Below are 17,288 nucleotides of genomic sequence, written 5' to 3' on the forward strand. Positions count from 1 at the left end.
GAATATGCTAGGCTGATCAGACATACTGAAGGCCAAAAGAAACATAACCGTTTCTTTTGGCCTTTTTTATTTTTGACTATATATTCCGCATTAAAGAATTTTACAGGCGCAGGCGGGTGGTGCATTGACAACGCTCCACCGCTTGACTGCCGCTTTTGCCAACACACCACCCGCCTGCAAAACTTTAACGCGTTGTATATACATAAGTTCAGCCATTGAAAGCAGTACAGTAATAAGTCACAAAAAAGGAGGTACTATACTAATGGCTAAAGACCAAATGACGCCAATTGAACGGCTGTCAGCCTACAGCCAGGGAAAATCTATTGACCGTCTGCCCTGTGTTCCCATTGTGGGCAACACAGCTGCCCGCGTAATCGGTGTCAAAGTCAGCGAGCTTCCATCAAACGGTAAACTGCTGGCGCAAGCGCAAATTGGCGCTTATCGCCGCTTTGGCTATGACATTATTCGTATCTTTACCGACCTGTATGGTCAGGCTGAAGCCATGGGTGCCGTCATTCGCTATCCAAAGGATGAAACAGCCTATCTGGATCAGCCTGCCCTCACTGATATAAGCCAAATTGACCGTTTATCGCCAGCCAACCCTTATCAGGACGGCAATCTCCCCCAGCAATTGGAGGCCATGAGGATTGCAGTGGATGAAGTAGGCAAAGAGGTTGTTGTTACCGGGGCACTCACCGGCCCCTTTACTAATGCTTCCTTTCTCATTGGTGCCGAAAACCTGACCAGGCTTGTCGCCAAAAATCCTGAAGCTGTACATCGCTTATGCCGCTTATCATTGGAAACCTCTTTAAACTACGCCAAAGCAATCATTGATGCGGGGTGCACCCCCAGCCTCACCGATCCGATGTCATCAGCCACCATTATCAGTCCTAAAAAATTCGAAGAGTTCTCCCTCCCTTACCTACAACAATTGATCGAATATATTCACTCCCGGGGTAAATCAGTGACCCTGCATATTTGCGGCAAGACGGCCAAGATATGGGAACTCATGGCCAATGCCGGTGCTGATTGTATCAGCATTGATAATGCGGCCAGCCTCACAGAGGCCAAAGGCAAGATTGGAAACCGGCTGCGCCTGATGGGTAATGTTAAACCATCAGAGGTTATGTTGCAAGGCTCCCAGGCCGATGTCCGTCTAGCCGTTCTGGGCGGCGTCCGCGAAGCCTACGATAACCCCAAAGGTTATATTATCGCTTCAGGCTGCAGTTTGCCGACAGAAACCCCTTTCGCCAACATTGACGCCATGCTTGATGCCGTCCGTGAAATCGGCTATCCAATTACTGAGGAGAAACTCAATGACCTGGAACAGAGGTGGTCAATATGACCGTTTTGACCGAGAAACAGCGCTTACTGGCAGTATTAAGCAAACAACCGGCAGACCGTCCGCCAGTTATCTGCCCAGGCGGGATGATGAATGCCGCCATTGTTGATGTCATGAAAAGCAGCAATCAAACCCTGCCGGCCGCCCACTCTGACGCGGTATTAATGGCAAACCTGGCCTATGCTGTTCACAATCTTACCGGCTTTGAGAACTTCGGCCTCCCCTTTTGCATGACAGTCGAAGCCGAGTTATTAGGCAGTGAGATTGATTTAGGCACCTTTGCGTGTGAGCCAAAAATAAGCAGGGAGGTATTTTCGTCGGCCACTCAGGTTGAATATAAAGATATTTCCACAATCCTGAATACGGGAAGAATTCCGGTAGTCTGCCAGGCAGCCTCAATTCTGACCACACAATATCCGGATATTCCGGTTATTGGCAGTCTTACCGGGCCAGTAAGCACAGCAGCCTCGATCATTGACCCAATCCCATTTCTGAAGGATCTGCGTAAAAACGCACCTGCCGCTCACCGGGTCTTTGACTATGTAACCGGCCTGTTAATCGGTTTTGCCCATAAACTAATTGACCATGGCGCAACGGTGATCGCTATTGGTGATCCAACTGCAACCGGAGAAATCCTCGGTCCCAGGCTGTTTGACGAATACGCCGTTACCTATATCAACAAATTAATTGCAGCTATCCATCACAGAAAAGTCCCGGTTATTGTCCATATCTGCGGCAATCTAAATAGCGTAAAACCCCTTATAGCCAGCCTTAAGGCCAACGCGATCAGCACTGATGCCATTGTCAATTTAAAGCAGTTAAAAGATGATTTCCCGCAGCTGACTACCATGGGAAATATCAGCACCTATCTCCTGGAATATGGCCCGCCGGAAAAGGTGGCTCTGCAAACCAGAAATCTGCTGGCCCAAGGTATTGATATCATAGCGCCTGCCTGCGGTCTCAGTACCTCAAGCGCTTTAGCCAATATTCAGGCTATGACTCACACCGTCAGGGGAATCCATGCTAACTAACGAGAGGACGTGAACCAGTGCCCATACTACGCTTCTGGCAGGAAACCGGCCAGGCAGACGCGGTTCCGGTTAGTTACGAGTTTCTTGACAACATTACGGTTCTTGCTGCGGCCAGGGCAGCCGGCGTTCTGGTGGAATCACCGTGTAATGGTGCCGGTACCTGTGGTAAATGCAAGGTGAGAATCCCTGCCCTTTCCCGGTCTGCGCTCCATAGCCTGGATGGCTGCCGCCACACGCTGACAACCGAGGAGGTAAGCCAAGGCATCTTTCTCGGCTGCATGACCGAGATTCAGGCCCAGTCAGTTTCATCTGCCGATTCATTTATTGACATTTTTATCATCGAACGCCAAGACACCACCAATGTGCAAATACTGAGCCAGGGGAGACAGCTTGACATAGCGCTTGATCCCCTCATAAGAAAACAGTATATCCCTGGCGCTACTATGACTGAGGTACTATCCGGGCCATTGTTACTGGGAACAGAGCCGGGCGACTCTACAGGGGTATCGCACGGACTTGTTGTTGATATCGGCACCACTACCCTGGTTGCTGCATTATTTGACCTGACCACTGGCAGTGAATTAGCCTCAGTGTCAGCCCTCAATCCCCAGAGCCTTCATGCCCAGGATGTCCTGTCCCGGATAAAGCTGGGGGCAACTGCCGAGGGCTTGTCAGCTCTGCATACTGATATAATTAGTGCAATCAATTCCCTGATTGGGCAACTAACTCACGATACCGCTATCAGTCCAAACACCATCTACGAGGTTGTATTTAGCGGCAATACCTGCATGCTGCACCTGGCTATGGCTGCCGACCCGGCCTCACTGGGTAAATATCCGTATACCCCGCTGCTCTGGGGCGACAGTTATCATGCTGCGTCAGAAGTTGGCCTTGCTGCCGCCCCGTTCGCCCAGCTTTACCTGCCGCCGGTAATGTCTGCTTATGTAGGCGCAGATATCACTGCCGGGATTTTAGCCGCCGACCTGTCCAATCTTAAAGGCACTACTTTGTTTGTCGATATCGGTACAAACGGGGAAATGGCGCTGGCTGTCAACGGCCGCCTGTCGGTCACCTCAACAGCAGCCGGACCGGCTTTTGAGGGCATGAATATCGCCTGCGGCATGAGAGCCGCACCAGGAGCAATTGAGAAATTCACTGTTGAGCCAGGTGGTACCGTTATGCTGAAGACGATCGCCGACAGTCCGGCTACCGGCATTTGCGGCAGCGGCCTGCTAGACATAGTAGGTGAGCTTGTCAGAACCAAAATAATTAATAAGACCGGCAAGTTTGCCGGACTGGAAACAAATGCTGCCCACCCTTTGCAGCAACGTCTGCAGAAAGAAAATGGCAAAACAGCTTTTGCCATTCACCAATCGGTCTATCTGTCGCAAAAAGACATTCGTCAGGTCCAGCTTGCCAAAGGCGCCATCCGCGCGGGTATTGAATGCCTGCTTAATGCCAATAGTCTTGTCCCTGCCGATGTTGACCGGGTGTTTATCGCCGGTTCATTTGGGTTTCATCTTAATGCTGATAGTTTAATCAATATTGGTATGCTCCCAAATCAGTTCCAGGACAAAATTAGTTTTCTTGGCAATACTGCTAAAACAGGCGGTCAGGCCCTGCTCTTAAATCAAGGAACCCGGCAAGCCGTCGCTGCCTTAATTAAAAAAGTAGCGGTTGTAGAGCTGGCCACATACAGCGACTTTGATAAAACCTTTGTCAGTTGCTTAAATTTTTAGGGAGGTATTGCTAATGAGTGATCAACCTGCTTCCGACCATCTAAGCTGTTCCGATTGCCATCAACTAAACTGTTATCGCCGCGACAAACGGTTTCCTGACTTTTGCCTGAGTGTGACCCCACGCGGTGCGGCCGACATTGATGCTGAAATAGAAAAGGTCAAGGGGCTTTATCTTGAAGAAGGTTCTGACCGCAGTATGGCGCTGGCAGCTGCCGAGATTGAGGGATTATACTATGGTAGGCTTACGCGGGTCGAAGAAATCATTGCTTTTGCCAAAAGAATTGGCGCGAAAAAGATCGGTATCGCTACCTGCATTGGACTCATTGATGAAACCCGCGTCTTTGTCCGGGTACTTGCCGCTAAAGGTCTTGACAGCTACAGTGTCCTCTGCAAAGTAGGCTCAATTGATAAAACAGAAATCGGCGTACCACCTGAATATAAAGTGCAGCAGGGCTGCCACGAATCCCTGTGTAATCCGATCCTCCAGGCACGACTGCTCAATCAGGCCGGTACTGACCTGAATATTATTGTGGGGCTGTGTGTCGGTCATGATTCTTTATTCATCAAACACTCTGAGGCCCCGGTCACGACCCTGATTACCAAGGACCGGGTGTTAGGCCATAATCCGGCAGCAGCACTTTATACCAGCGGCTTTTATTACAAACGGCTTCTACAAGAAGAAAAGGAGTGATCACCAGTGTTTAAGCATCGACTGACTATTACAGGCCTCGCTGTTTCCCTGATTCTTAGCCTCTTGCTGACCGGCTGCGGTCAACAAAAGGCGCCACAGGCAGCATCCGCCCCAGCGCAGTCAACTGTCCCGGCTGATAAAATCAAATTCAACATCGGTTATTTGCCGGCAGTTGGCCACGTACTCTATTTTGTCGCCAAAGAGAAAGGCTTCTATGAGCAGGAAGGGCTTGATGTCGAGCTCTTTCAATTCACCAACTCCGGAGAAGGTCTAAATGCCATTAAAGCCGGCAAACTGGATGCCGGTTCTTTTGGCACAGCAGCCCCACAGGTCTTCATTGCCAAGGGGACTCCCTTTGTAGACATCGGCGGTATGCAAAGTGAAGGCCATGCCGTTGTCACCAAACCTGAAAATGCCCAGCAATTTTCCACCCTGCAGGGATTTGTCGGCAAAAAGGTTGCAACCGTTCGTCTGGCAACCGGTGATGCGGTCTGGCGCTCAGCATTGTCTAAAGCCGGTATTGATTGGAAAACCCAGGTAACCATCCAGGAACTTGACTCGCCGGCTGCCGTACTTGAGGCAGTAAAAAAAGGCGCAGCAGATGCCGGCCTGGTATGGGTTCCCTTTTCTGAGATGGCTGAAAAGCAAGGGCTGACACTTGTTTCCTGGTCGTCTGAGCACATGGACGGTCATGTCTGCTGCCGGGTAGTAGCCCTTGATGATAAACTAAAAACTAACAAAGAGGCTTACATCCGGTTTAGCCGCGCCAGCATTCGCGCCTATGATTTCTATATCAACAACCAGGAGGAAACCCTGGATATCCTCAGCAAATATGTCAAACTGGATAAAGAACTGCTCAGAAAATCCACCTATAGCGGCCACATCCATAGCATTCCCGATCCTGACAAAAAACGTTTTGTTGCCTTTTGGGAGGCTATGAAAGCTGCCGGTTATATCCAAAGTGATATCGATATCACCAAACATGTAAATAGTGATATTTATAAAACGGCACTTGACCAACTAAAGCAGCGGGAACCACAAAATACCACTTATCAACAGCTTGACAAAGACTTTGTGGTGAACAACCTATAAAGCTTGAAAGGAGGATGGCTGTGGCCTTATTGAATCTCGACTCAGTATCTCTTACCTATCCGGGCGATGATCTTCCAGCCATAGCCAACCTGTCTCTAGCCATTAACCAAGGTGAGTTTATGGCAGTAGTCGGCCCCAGCGGCTGCGGTAAAAGCTCCACGATCGGCCTCTTGGCTGGATTAACACCAGTCACAAGCGGCCTGCTTACACTTAATGGCACCCCCATTGTCGCCCCCGGCCCCGACAGGGCGGTAGTTTTTCAGGATTACTCCCTGTTTCCCTGGATGACAGCCCTTGATAATATTAGTTTTGCCTTGCAAGAATCAGACCGTGCCACAGGTAAAGCAGCCAAACACGAAGCACGAAAACTATTGGATATGGTCGGTCTTAGCAGTTACAGCCATAAATACCCTGCGGAACTGTCTGGAGGCATGCGTCAGCGGGTGGCCATCGCCCGGGCCTTTGCGCTTGACGCCCCAGTCTACCTCATGGATGAGCCCTTCGGCGCTGTTGATGCCAGAAACCGGGTAAGCCTGCAAGAATTATTACTCAAGCTGTGGACAGGAGACGGCAACAAGAAAACTATCTTTCTGGTAACTCACGATATTGACGAAGCTTTATATCTTGCCGACCGTATTGCCGTATTTACCCCTGGCCCGGGTCGGGTCCTAAAGCTTATCGATGTGCCTTTCCCCCGCCCCAGGCGCCGTTTTTTTCTGGTTCAGGATCCGCACTACGCCTCACTGCGCAATGAAATTCTCTCCTTGTTGCAGAAAGAAATCCTGGAAGAGCTGCAGCAAGTGGAAGGAGGCGCAGGCATATGAGCCAGGTAAGCCGTGACCGGCTTATATTGGGGGTTGCCACCCTGCTGCTGTGGCAGCTAAGTACCGCTTGGTTAAAGCTGCTTGACCCGCAACTCTTTCCAACCCCATCACAGGTCCTTAGCCTGCTTGCCGAGGACCGGCAAGTATTTCTGAAAAGCTTAGTGAGTTCTTTTAATCTGCTGTTTTGGGGTTACACCCTGGCAGTACTGCTCGCTGTCCCACTGGGGCTTGTTATTGGCTGGAACCGCCGCCTGCGCCTGGCGATAGAACCGGTCACCAATATTCTGGGTCCGATCCCGCCTATTGTCTATATCCCTTATGCCATTGCCATCCTGCCGACCTTTACCCTATCTTCAATATTTGTCATATTTATCGGCGCTTTTTGGCCGCTGTTTATCAATACCCTCTCAGGTGTGGAGGCTTTGGAAAAAGGCATAGTGGACTCGGCCAGGACTATTGGCGTAAGCCGCAAATCAATGCTTATTAACATTCTCTTGCCGGGAGCTATGCCGCATATCGTCAGCGGCGGTGCCATTAGCCTGGTATTGGCCTTTATCCTGTTAACAGCAGCTGAAATGATTGGTGCAACAAGCGGTTTGGGTTGGTATGTAAAGTACTTCTCAGACTTTGCCGACTACCCGCGGGTAGTAGCCGGTATAATTGTTATCGGCGCTGTTGTCCTTACACTAATGACCCTCTACAGGCGTTTTACCGGTTACCTGCTGCGCTGGCGGAAATAGATGTTCTAAAACCCCTGTTCAAAGAAAAGAGACCAGTTCATGGGACACTGATCTCTTTCTTTTCTTATCGACGAGGATAACACTGCCTTGGGAAACATTGTCTTGGAAAACATTGTCTTGGAAAACACTGTCTTGGGAAACACTGTCTTGGGAAACATTGTCTTGGGAAACATTGTCTTGGAAAGCATTGACGCGGGAAACAGAATCTGGGGAAGCATTGTCGTCTTGGAAAACAACCAACGGGGAAGCATTGACGAATATCGTCGAATTCCTCTTCCTCATTCCATTCTTCAATTTCAGGAGATTCCCATTCATCTCTCGGCACTGTACTCATCCCTTTGCTATAAAAATTGCCGTAAATAAGAAAGTCACGGCTATTTCATAATATGGATAAGGGAACCCAAGTGACACTCTCTTTAAAACATTGAAAACGGAATCATATTCCTTTACGAGAAATATGATTCCGTTTTGTTTACACTTTTTTTTCGTTTGATGCAGTCGACAAATGCCTCCAATCTGGTTAGAACACCTACATCACTGGAGTGTTCATCAACACTTAATGATAGTAATGGTAAATTGAAGTCGTGAGCAATATTTTTGAGTGCGTATTGGGCTACTATTTCGGGCATACAGCCGAAAGGATATAAATGGATAATCCCGTCATAACCGTTCCGGGCGCACCATAACGTACTTCCTACTGACTTCAGCCCATCACCGCCAACGTGGTGATTCAGATAGGGCCTTGCCTGCTTCAGGTACGCCTTCTCCTCGTTGTATAGCCCCAGTGAACTCAGTAATGTGTTGGAATAGACCCACGCCCCTGTATTTACAAACTTTTTAACCTCGATACCTCGTTTAATCAAAACGTCTTCAACTCTATAATTGACATAAGGTTCAAGTAACAAATAGAATTCTCCAACTAAGCCAATTTTAGGCGTTTGGCCACCAGTATCTTCACTCATCGCTCTAATCAATTGAATAATATTATCTTGCGTATCCTTAATATCTCTAAAAGCTTGACAATGGATAAACTCTCTAGCTGAATTGTTCGCCATATCAATGATTATATCCGGCGTATTAGACCGTGATCCATAAAAATTTTTGGCATTGTTTATGGCATCAAGAGCTTTCAATGTTTTTATAGCCATAGTAAGTTGTTTTACTATTTCCAAACGACTGGCTTGAGGAGCCATACTTTGTAAAAAGTGATATAATCCGGTGAAGAGATGGTTGGTATCAATGGTATGGAATCCCACATCTTTAGTCTTGGAAAGTTGAATTTTTTGCACTGTATTATAAAAGCCTAAGCGGCATTTTCCAGCACCACACATGGTTACAAAGGTGTCCGCACCCTTGTCGATACTCTCCAAAAAATTACCCATGTTTATTTTATAGGGCAAACATACACCTTCCGGGGAATACAGCGAACCTAATTCAACTGTTTTCTTGGAAATTGGCGGAGCTTCAACAACCTCAACACCAAGGTTTGTCAACATGTTGTAGACCGGTATATTAAGAAAGCCCATGTGTGGATAACTTACCTTCAAGTATTTAGCCTCCTTATAACCATATCCCAAAATGCCTCAACTCGCGTAATAAGTCCGGCATTGCCGGTATGTTCGTCAATATTAATCACCATATAGGGTTTATCACTTTGTCTAAGAATATGATGCTCTAAATATTCGTTAACAAGCGAGTCGGGCCCACAACCAAAACTTGACACCATAATAACACCCGAAATATCGGTTTGTTGGCAGAAATACCGGGTAGCACCCGCGATTTTCATTGACAGTTGCCAATAGATATCCTGCGTAAAGGCTTTGGCCTCCTCATAAATTCTTTTACTTGGTATATCACTAGGGGTGGTAATATCCACGCTTTGAGACTTAAAGAAGTTTTCAATATCATTGTTAAAGAAAACATCTTTTATTATGTAACTATGCCCAATCACCGCAATTCTAGCCTTGGCCGACTGGTCAGATTTGATCGGGATATCACCTTTCCATCGCTTAAGAGCCTGATGGTATGCCCGATGTCCGGTAAGGGCAGACACGCCTAGCGGCTGGCATATCGCGTGAACGGCCTTCAACATTGTAGTAGGGGACTTATTTTCGATATTTGGACTTATTAATTCTTTACCAGCCAGCCTAAACGTGTTTTGCACAATATCCGGTAAACCGGCAAGCTTTGCACAAAGATGATTATCCGGATAATACTGGGTGACACGAGGTACAAAGATATGACTGCATGTGGCTAATAAGGAATCAACATGTCCTAAGTAAACCTTCAATGGTACACAGGATTCATCAATGGCGAGCGATGTCCCCCTGTCTAATATTTGTTTATTCGTCATACCGGAAAGAGCCACTGGCACCCCGATATTCTGAAAAAAGTCCAACCAGAAACCGCCAAACTCATGAAATAGTAAAGCTTGTGGAATGCCGACCTTAACACCCATCTGTATCACCTTTTATGTCTTAGTTAATTAATAAGGAGGTAGTTTAACTACCTCCTGCCTAGTTATTAGCAACCTTAACTTCCGTAGTATTTTTTACAGCACAAAGCATTTTCATGCTGGAATATAAAGGGTCACTTTCTAACTGTCCATTCATCTCAAAAAAAGATGTTGTTTACTTAGCAGTGTGTATGATTGTAGAGTGTTATAAGAGTTTATTCATTGCTTCAGTCTGTTAGTAATAAAGGAAGCTGGCCTTGCGTTGCCAGGATGAGCCGGTTCTCAACCTCAACCCAATTTATTAGTTTTAACCAGTCCTGTACATAGGACTCGCGATTATATTGATAATCCAGATAATAGGCATGCTCCCACACATCAACAACAAGTATTGGTATAGACCCCCATTGGGTAAGATTCTGATGTTTTTCTGCAGTCAGGATCTCCAGGTGATTCCAGGCCGGATTCCATACAAGTATCCCCCAGCCGGACGCCTCAACCTTAATGGCTGCGTTAGTAAACTGTTCAATAAAACTGTCGAAACTCCCAAAATATTTATTGATTTCTTTAACGGTTCCCGGGCCAGGGTCACCGCCAAAACCCTCGGGTGCCATAACTGTCCAATAAATGCTGTGCAGGATATGTCCCGAACCGTTAAAAGCCAGTTCGTTTTCCCAATACTTCACATACGTAAAGTCATTGCGCCGCCGCGCCTCTACCAAGGCTAATTCGGCCTTATTTAACCCCTCCACATACGCTTTGTGGTGATGATTATGGTGTATTCTGATAGTATCGGCACCAATAATCGGTTCAAGTGCATTATATTGATAGGGCAATGGCGGCAGCTTATGCTTTCCCGGGGGAACATAACGCCGCAAAGCTTGATTTGGCATCTTTCACGAACCTCCTTTCTCCTTAACATATCTGTTGTTATATTATATTGGCGAATGTAATAGCTGTGACAATACCTGAAAAAAAGAGCAGCCAATTAATTAAAGCTACTCTTTTTAATCCCAGGGCATATAATTGTAAAAACAGCTTGATCGGGAGGTTCTATGATATTCTTTTATGCCTTCCTTGCCATTCTCTGCCTGGGCTTAGCCCCTTTATTCGGGAAATCGGCCCTGCATAATATCAATCCGGTTACGACCCTGGTAATCCGGACATTCATCGCTGCCGGTCTTGTCAGTATCTGGCTGATTACTACAAAAACCTATATCGGTTTTGCAACATTATCCCTGTCTAACTGGCTAATGATCGGTATGGAAGCAATCCTGGCTGCGGTACTGGGCGAATTAGCCTATTTTTATGCACTCCAGAAAGGGGACGTTTACGAGATTGCGGTCCTTATGTCTTGCGCCCCGCTGGTAACGATTTTTCTCGGCAGTTTATTGTGGGGTCAGCCGTTGTCCCTAAGGCAGCTGGCTGGTGCACTTATCGTCACGGCTGGGCTGGTAATATTATGCGGGGATTGAAAACACACAATTATTCTTCACTACTTTTATTAGTATAATTTGAGTGGGTTTTACGGTTAATAAACAGCTGCCCCTTCGAGTCAATGCCGGCATAGGTTACCTCAGCTAGATCGTGGATATCCCTGGCCGCTAATTGTTTTTCCAGCCAGGCCTGAGAGTAGTTTCGTTTATGTAAATTATGTTCAATGACTACCCCATCCATGATTAGCTCCACCGGGAACGAAGGATCAGGCAAGTGAATATTAAAATCACTTTTAGTTAAAGGCTGATTATCAGCTTTTTTTATTACGCTTAAATCGCCTGTAGTTTCTAAAATAGCATATTGTACTTCGGCGGCATCTAAAACCCCTTGTTGGCGTAGGTGTCCATTCAACTCATCAATATCATAGCGCAGGCTATGCATGTTTTCTTCAATAATACGCCCATTCTCGATCACAATAGTCGGAGAGCCATCAATTAGTTTCCTCAGCGGACGGCTTTTTATGGTAATAAGTGATAGTGCATAGGTCAATGCCACAAATAAGACAAGATCATAATAATGGTTCCATACTTTATCAGCATCAGCTGCGGCAATATTGGCAGCAAGTGAACCAATGGTTATACCACTTACATATTCATAGAAGGTTAATTGACCGACCTGCGTTTTACCAAGAAACCGGGTAAAAACCAGCAGGCTTAAGAATACCAGCGTGGTCTGCCAGGTATCCCGAACATATTCCTGCCACTCCATAATTATCTTCCCCCTATATAACTCGTTCCTTGTATAGGCTTCACAAAGCACAGGAAAGATATCCTGCTATTTTTATTATTTCCATAAATTAGAAATGACTTTATTGAATTAAATCCGCAGATAACTGTAATAATACATTGGTAAATGGAGGTAATGCCATGACAGTTGCTTCTCAGGTCAAACAAACATTAGCTAGTTTAAAAGGTAGTCAGGGTACATTAAGGTTATATGCACTCCAGGCAAGTGATGAAGAAACGATGTTTATTTATCATGAAGCGGTGGACGCTATAGGAATAATTATCAATGATCTTGAGAAAAGAATTCAGGCCTTAGAATATCAGGAGCCACAATATAAAGGGAATTAGTACTAGTCAGGAGATAGCAAACATGCAGGCATGGCTACAGGTTCTATTTAGCTCAATTTCAGTATTCTTTCTGTTACTGCTCTTAACCAGAATCATGGGCAAACGGAATATCGTCCGTATGACACCTTTTAGGTTTGTAAGCTATATCGTAATTGCAGTAATTGCCGCATTAATATCTTTAAACTTAATTCAAAACCTTGCCTTTGGCTTTATTTCGCTCGGTGTTTGGGTACTCTTTCCTATCGCCTTGGAGTATTTGTCTTTAAAAAGCAAGTGGCTTCATGATCTTATCAATGGGAAGGAGACCGTGTTAATTAAACACGGAAAAATATTGGAAGATAATCTGCTGCAGACCAGGTTAACCGGAGAACAGTTGCTGCGGGAGCTCCGTTCTAAAAATGCATTTAATCTGGCAGATGTAGAATTTGCGGTGATGGAAGATACCGGTGATATCAATGTATTTATGAAATCGAATAAAAAGCCTGTATCGGCAACTGATTTAGGGATAAAAGTGGCCCCATTGGCTGAACCGCAGACAGTTGTCCTTGATGGTACCATTTTAAATGAACCCCTATTTTCTTTAGGATTTAACACAGAGTGGCTTGGTATCCAATTGGAGACACGGGGAGTATCACTAGACAATGTGTTTATCGGACAGGTTGACTCCTCCGGCGACTTATACCTGGATCTGTTTGACGATTCTGTCCAACTCCCCCAGCCTAAGGTCAAGGAAATGCTGTATGCAAATTTCGAAAAAATTCAGGCTGACCTCACGACCTTCGCGTTGGAAACACAAAATAAAGCAGCTAAGAAAATGTATTCAAAGCATGCCGGCAAGCTAGAACAACTTATGGAAAAATTGAAGCCCTATTTATTGCGTTAGAAGGTGGATTATATTGTCAAGTAGTAAAAGAAAGAATCTAACCCCTATACAGCAGCAATATCAGGACTTTGCCCGGGCCAGGGAACCGCAGCGTCCCATACTGGCAAACTGCCTCCGGGCATTTGTCGCAGGCGGCATTATCTGTACGATCGGTCAGGGAATACAGTGGTTCTTTATAACCTATTTTAACTTTGATGAAAAGACAGCCGGTGACCCAACGGTTGCAGTTCTGATTTTGATTTCTGTAATACTTACAAGTCTTGGCTTCTATGATCACATTGCTCAATGGGCAGGTGCCGGCAGTGCCGTTCCGGTTACCGGCTTTGCCAATACGATCGCGTCTGCGGCCCTTGACCACAAAAGCGAGGGGCTAGTATTAGGTGTCGGCGGCAATATGTTTAAAATCGCCGGACCGGTTATTGTTTTTGGCGTCTTTTCCGCTTTCATTGTCGCAATTATCAAGGTACTCATCACTTCGTTAGGTGGAATGTGAATGCTGCAAGGTCATCAAACATGGGTTTTTAACACTAAACCGGTAATCATTGGCTCAGCCGCTATCGGCGGGCCTTTTGAAGCCCAGGGTAATTTAGCGGACGATTTCGACCTGCTGCACGGTGATATCTGGCTTGGACAGGACAGTTATGAGCAAGCAGAAAAAAAATTTTTGGAACAAGCTTGTGAGACTGCGATTAAAAAAGCCGGTCTCAAAAAAGAGGATATCCAGTTTTTCCTCAGCGGTGATCTGATTAACCAGATTATGCCCAGCAGCTTTACTGCCCGTACCCTTGCCGTTCCCTACCTTGGTATCTATGGGGCCTGCTCCAGTTCAATGGAAGGTCTTTCTTTAGCCGCTCTTATGATCGATAGTGGTTTTGCACAAAACGCACTTATTGGCACGTCCAGTCATAACGCAGCCTGTGAAAAACAGTATCGATACCCTACTGAATATGGTGCCCAGAAACCTCCCACTGCCCAGTGGACTGTTACAGGCGCAGGCGCTGCAGTTGTTGCCAGGCAGGGTAAAGGCCCGCGTGTTGCAGCTGCTACGATTGGACGTGTCATTGATATGGGGCTATCCGACCCATTTAACATGGGGGCCGCCATGGCTCCGGCTGCAGTGGATACAATCGAGGCTCATTTTCGGGATATGAACATAACCCCGGCACACTATGACCTCATTGCAACTGGAGACTTGGGCAGGGTAGGTCACCGAATTGCCGGTGATTTGCTGACAAAACATGGCCTTGCCATCCCGGTTGAAAAATTAACTGACTGCGGGATTTTAATGTATAAAGAAGACCAGCCGGTTCTCGCCGGCGGCAGTGGTTGTGCCTGTGCTGCAACAACAACCTTCGGCCATCTTTTAAACAGGATGCGCCGCGGCGAACTGAACCGGATTCTAGTGATAGCTACCGGTGCTTTACTCTCACCGATGTCTTACCAGCAAAAGGAAAGCATACCCTGCATTGCCTATGCAGTGTCAATAGAAATGTAACATAGGAGGCTTACGTTGGAGAAGTTTATTCTGGCATTTATTGTTGGCGGAGCTATCTGTGTGCTTGGCCAGCTCCTGATGGACGGGCTGAAGTTAACGCCTGCTCATACTATGGTCACACTGGTAGTAACCGGCGCTGTTTTAGGCGGCTTTGGCCTATATGATGACTTAGTTAAATTTGCCGGAGCCGGAGCTTCTGTTCCAATCAGCAGCTTTGGCAATCAATTAGTAAAGGGAGCCCTTCAGGAGGCAGAAAAAAGCGGCCTTGTCGGAGTATTGACAGGTATTTTTAAAATTACCAGCGCCGGTATTTCTGCGGCGATCATTTTCGGTTTTTTATCAGCTTTATTATGCAAACCGAAAGGATAGCAAGAATCCTTTAAAGGAGGTGAAGTAATGACAGTAGGTACACAAATGACTCAGGCCATTGCAACCGTACAAAGCGCAGCAGCCTCAATGAAGACATTCTCATTGGAGACTCAGGACCAACAAGCAAAACAAACATTTGAACAGTTAGCAACAACCCTGGATAATGCGGTTGAAACATTAAAGAGCAGACAGAAGTACGTTGAAAATCAGGAACCTCAATACAAACAATAATAAACATTAGCAAAACAAATAGAAACATGACACTTCCTATCGATAGGAAGTGATCATGTTTCTATTTGCTATACCCGTTCTACTGCTCTTGCTGATTTAATGTGTTTTGGGCTGCAACCCCCAGACGGCTGTTCAGCTGGCTGATATGCCGGTCCATGTCTGAAGACATTTGTTCAAACATCTGCTTGGCAGTATTGTCATCAGTAGCCTGAGCAAAGGTAGCATAAGAGCCTTTGGCAGACTCAGCAGCAGCAAGGGCTTTTTTTAAGTCGCTTTGTACTGTCATCGTATCGCCTCCTGTTAGTTTGTTTTAAACAATATCATTATCCGATAACTAACCTACTCTAGACTCCCGCTTCCTGTTCCCTTTCGGGCATATAAGTGGGAGTTAATAGTGGGTAAGTCCCTGGATAAGGGAGACTTAATCTTAGTTGGGTTAAAACCGCACCTGAAGCTAAGTCTACTTTATTGTGTCTAACTAACAGGTTTATATGTATCTCATTATATATATTTTGGTCTGGGTTACACCGTTGCAGGCTTATCAGCCATTTTGGCTTCCTTAATTGGCAGATTAACGATCGCCGCAAAAACTGCAAGCAGCATATCTGCATACCACATCCACTGGTAATTGCCGTCATGGGCCATGGCCAGCCCTCCCAGCCATGCACCCAGAAACCCGCCAATTTGGTGAGTCAGAAGCGTTAGACCAAATAGTGTAGCCAGGTAACGGGTACCAAAAAGTTTGCCCACCAGACCGGCTGTTGGCGGCACTGTAGCCAGCCAGGTGAATCCCAGCCCGGCTGCAAATATATAGAAGGTAAGTGGTGTCTTCGGGGCCAGCAGATACAGTACAATCATTACTGCCCGGCTGGCATACATGACAGCAAGTATATACTTCATGCGATAACGTGTGCCCAGCGCCCCGGCCAGGAGGCTGCCAGCAATATTAAACAGGCCGATAAGCGCCAGCGAAGCAGCCGAGACGCTGGCGGAATGGCCACATAAAGAGACCTCTCCCGGCAGATGGGTTACCAGAAAAGCAACATGGAAACCACAGGTAAAAAAGCCTGCATGCAGACATAAATAACTTGGGTTACGCATGGCCTGGCAGACTTGCTGGTATAAGCCCACTGATGGTGCTTGAGTTTGAGTGGTCGCGGCATTTGATGCTGCCGAAGCGCCACGGCAAAGCACCGAGGCCAGGGGAATGGTCAACAGTGTCGTAGCTGCCATTGTAAGGATGGCGGCGACCCAGCCAAAGATACTGATAATGGCCTGAAGCAATGGAGCAAAAATAAATTGGCCCAAAGAACCGCCGGCGTTAATAAAACCGCCGGCGAAAGCGCGTTTTTCCACAGGCAGCTGCCCGGAAGTCGCCCCAATCAACACCGAGAAACTTCCCGCCCCCGCCCCGGCTGCACTTAATATGCCCATGGTTAGGATGAGTGACCATTCAGACTGTACCAGAGGGGTTAACGCCAGCCCGGCGGCTAGCAGCAGAGTGCCAAAAACAAGCACATGATAAGAACCCTTCTTATCGGCGATGGCCCCAAATATCGGTTGGGCCAGGCCCCACATAAACTGGCCGATTGCCAGCGCAAAACTAATCGAAACAATGCCCAGGCCTGTAGCCGAATCCAAAGGGTTAATAAAAAGTCCAACTGACTGCCTGGCTCCCATAGTAATCATTAATATGGCTGCCGCACTTACCATCAGCAGCCACGCAGATTTAGTTTGCTTGGATGTAGTCAGAATATAGCCTCCTTCAACAGTGATTAGGATTTCATTTACATTCAATAGGTTCTAACAAAATTCCTTGTTTAAACATA

Annotated in this window: 20 protein-coding genes; 14 read left to right on the plus strand and 6 right to left on the minus strand. The window is 46.7% G+C overall.

Annotated features, from left to right (window positions below):
* Positions 1-262: 262 nt before the first annotated feature.
* From VN379_RS22790 to VN379_RS22820, 7 genes are read left to right on the plus strand one after another with little or no spacing between them, the layout of a single operon-like run.
* A complete protein-coding gene (locus VN379_RS22790; protein WP_325538173.1) occupies positions 263-1,345 on the plus strand; it encodes a uroporphyrinogen decarboxylase family protein in 1,083 nt (360 codons plus the stop codon).
* Positions 1,342-2,373 carry a uroporphyrinogen decarboxylase family protein gene (locus VN379_RS22795; protein WP_325538175.1) on the plus strand — a complete coding sequence of 344 codons (1,032 nt, stop codon included), beginning with the start codon at positions 1,342-1,344 and terminating at the stop codon, positions 2,371-2,373. The genes VN379_RS22790 and VN379_RS22795 overlap by 4 nt, the downstream gene beginning before the upstream one ends.
* 17 nt (positions 2,374-2,390) lie before the next feature.
* Positions 2,391-4,112: an ASKHA domain-containing protein gene (locus VN379_RS22800; RefSeq protein ID WP_325538177.1), complete on the plus strand. Its 1,722-nt coding sequence runs from the start codon at positions 2,391-2,393 to the stop codon at positions 4,110-4,112.
* Positions 4,113-4,125: 13 nt separating this feature from the next.
* Positions 4,126-4,803: a DUF1847 domain-containing protein gene (locus VN379_RS22805; protein ID WP_325538179.1), complete on the plus strand. Its 678-nt coding sequence runs from the start codon at positions 4,126-4,128 to the stop codon at positions 4,801-4,803.
* Positions 4,804-4,809: 6 nt separating this feature from the next.
* On the plus strand, positions 4,810-5,895 hold the full coding sequence (locus VN379_RS22810; RefSeq protein ID WP_325538181.1) for an ABC transporter substrate-binding protein: 1,086 nt from the start codon (positions 4,810-4,812) through the stop codon (positions 5,893-5,895).
* A gap of 20 nt (positions 5,896-5,915) precedes the next feature.
* On the plus strand, positions 5,916-6,719 hold the full coding sequence (locus tag VN379_RS22815; RefSeq protein WP_325538183.1) for an ABC transporter ATP-binding protein: 804 nt from the start codon (positions 5,916-5,918) through the stop codon (positions 6,717-6,719).
* The gene (locus tag VN379_RS22820; RefSeq protein ID WP_325538185.1) at positions 6,716-7,459 is read left to right on the plus strand and encodes an ABC transporter permease; all 744 of its coding nucleotides are present in this window, start codon (positions 6,716-6,718) and stop codon (positions 7,457-7,459) included. Before VN379_RS22815 ends, VN379_RS22820 begins: the two co-directional genes overlap by 4 nt.
* Positions 7,460-7,905: 446 nt before the next feature.
* On the opposite strand, the gene VN379_RS22825 is transcribed toward VN379_RS22820, so the two are convergent.
* The 3 genes from VN379_RS22825 to VN379_RS22835 form a co-directional block, all read right to left on the minus strand.
* Positions 7,906-9,006 (minus strand): hypothetical protein, encoded by a 1,101-nt coding sequence (locus VN379_RS22825; protein ID WP_325538187.1) that lies wholly within the window; start codon positions 9,004-9,006, stop codon positions 7,906-7,908.
* Positions 9,003-9,917, minus strand: coding sequence for an acyl-CoA dehydratase activase-related protein (locus VN379_RS22830; protein WP_325538189.1), 915 nt, complete (start codon positions 9,915-9,917; stop codon positions 9,003-9,005). The genes VN379_RS22825 and VN379_RS22830 overlap by 4 nt, the downstream gene beginning before the upstream one ends.
* Positions 9,918-10,141: 224 nt before the next feature.
* Positions 10,142-10,804: a superoxide dismutase gene (locus tag VN379_RS22835; RefSeq protein WP_325538191.1), complete on the minus strand. Its 663-nt coding sequence runs from the start codon at positions 10,802-10,804 to the stop codon at positions 10,142-10,144.
* A gap of 162 nt (positions 10,805-10,966) precedes the next feature.
* Between VN379_RS22835 and VN379_RS22840 the strand changes: the two genes are divergently transcribed.
* Positions 10,967-11,386: an EamA family transporter gene (locus VN379_RS22840; RefSeq protein ID WP_325538193.1), complete on the plus strand. Its 420-nt coding sequence runs from the start codon at positions 10,967-10,969 to the stop codon at positions 11,384-11,386.
* 10 nt (positions 11,387-11,396) lie between these two features.
* Here the strand turns inward: VN379_RS22840 and VN379_RS22845 are convergent, their stop codons facing one another.
* The gene (locus VN379_RS22845; RefSeq protein WP_325538195.1) at positions 11,397-12,116 is read right to left on the minus strand and encodes a DUF421 domain-containing protein; all 720 of its coding nucleotides are present in this window, start codon (positions 12,114-12,116) and stop codon (positions 11,397-11,399) included.
* A gap of 158 nt (positions 12,117-12,274) precedes the next feature.
* On the opposite strand from VN379_RS22845, the gene VN379_RS22850 reads away from it, so the two are divergent.
* The 6 genes from VN379_RS22850 to VN379_RS22875 are packed head-to-tail and all read left to right on the plus strand — an operon-like array spanning position 12,275 to position 15,459.
* Positions 12,275-12,481, plus strand: coding sequence for a DUF1657 domain-containing protein (locus VN379_RS22850; protein WP_325538197.1), 207 nt, complete (start codon positions 12,275-12,277; stop codon positions 12,479-12,481).
* Between the two features lie 22 nt (positions 12,482-12,503).
* A complete protein-coding gene (locus VN379_RS22855; RefSeq protein ID WP_325523094.1) occupies positions 12,504-13,364 on the plus strand; it encodes a DUF421 domain-containing protein in 861 nt (286 codons plus the stop codon).
* Positions 13,365-13,377: 13 nt separating this feature from the next.
* The gene (gene spoVAC, locus VN379_RS22860) at positions 13,378-13,857 is read left to right on the plus strand and encodes a stage V sporulation protein AC (protein ID WP_325523092.1); all 480 of its coding nucleotides are present in this window, start codon (positions 13,378-13,380) and stop codon (positions 13,855-13,857) included.
* Positions 13,858-14,859, plus strand: coding sequence for a stage V sporulation protein AD (spoVAD, locus tag VN379_RS22865; RefSeq protein WP_325523090.1), 1,002 nt, complete (start codon positions 13,858-13,860; stop codon positions 14,857-14,859). It abuts the gene before it with no gap.
* Positions 14,860-14,874: 15 nt separating this feature from the next.
* Positions 14,875-15,228, plus strand: coding sequence for a stage V sporulation protein AE (gene spoVAE, locus VN379_RS22870; RefSeq protein WP_325523088.1), 354 nt, complete (start codon positions 14,875-14,877; stop codon positions 15,226-15,228).
* A gap of 27 nt (positions 15,229-15,255) precedes the next feature.
* Complete coding sequence (locus tag VN379_RS22875; protein WP_325523086.1) at positions 15,256-15,459, plus strand: DUF1657 domain-containing protein; 204 nt, start codon at positions 15,256-15,258, stop codon at positions 15,457-15,459.
* Positions 15,460-15,538: 79 nt separating this feature from the next.
* On the opposite strand, the gene VN379_RS22880 is transcribed toward VN379_RS22875, so the two are convergent.
* Entirely contained in the window at positions 15,539-15,745 is a 207-nt protein-coding gene (locus VN379_RS22880; protein ID WP_325523083.1) for a DUF1657 domain-containing protein, read from the minus strand.
* 236 nt (positions 15,746-15,981) lie between these two features.
* A complete protein-coding gene (locus VN379_RS22885; protein WP_325538199.1) occupies positions 15,982-17,256 on the minus strand; it encodes an MFS transporter in 1,275 nt (424 codons plus the stop codon).
* Positions 17,257-17,288 lie beyond the last annotated feature (32 nt).

Source organism: Sporomusa sp., assembly GCF_035561255.1.
In the GTDB taxonomy this organism is placed as follows: domain Bacteria; phylum Bacillota; class Negativicutes; order Sporomusales; family Sporomusaceae; genus Sporomusa.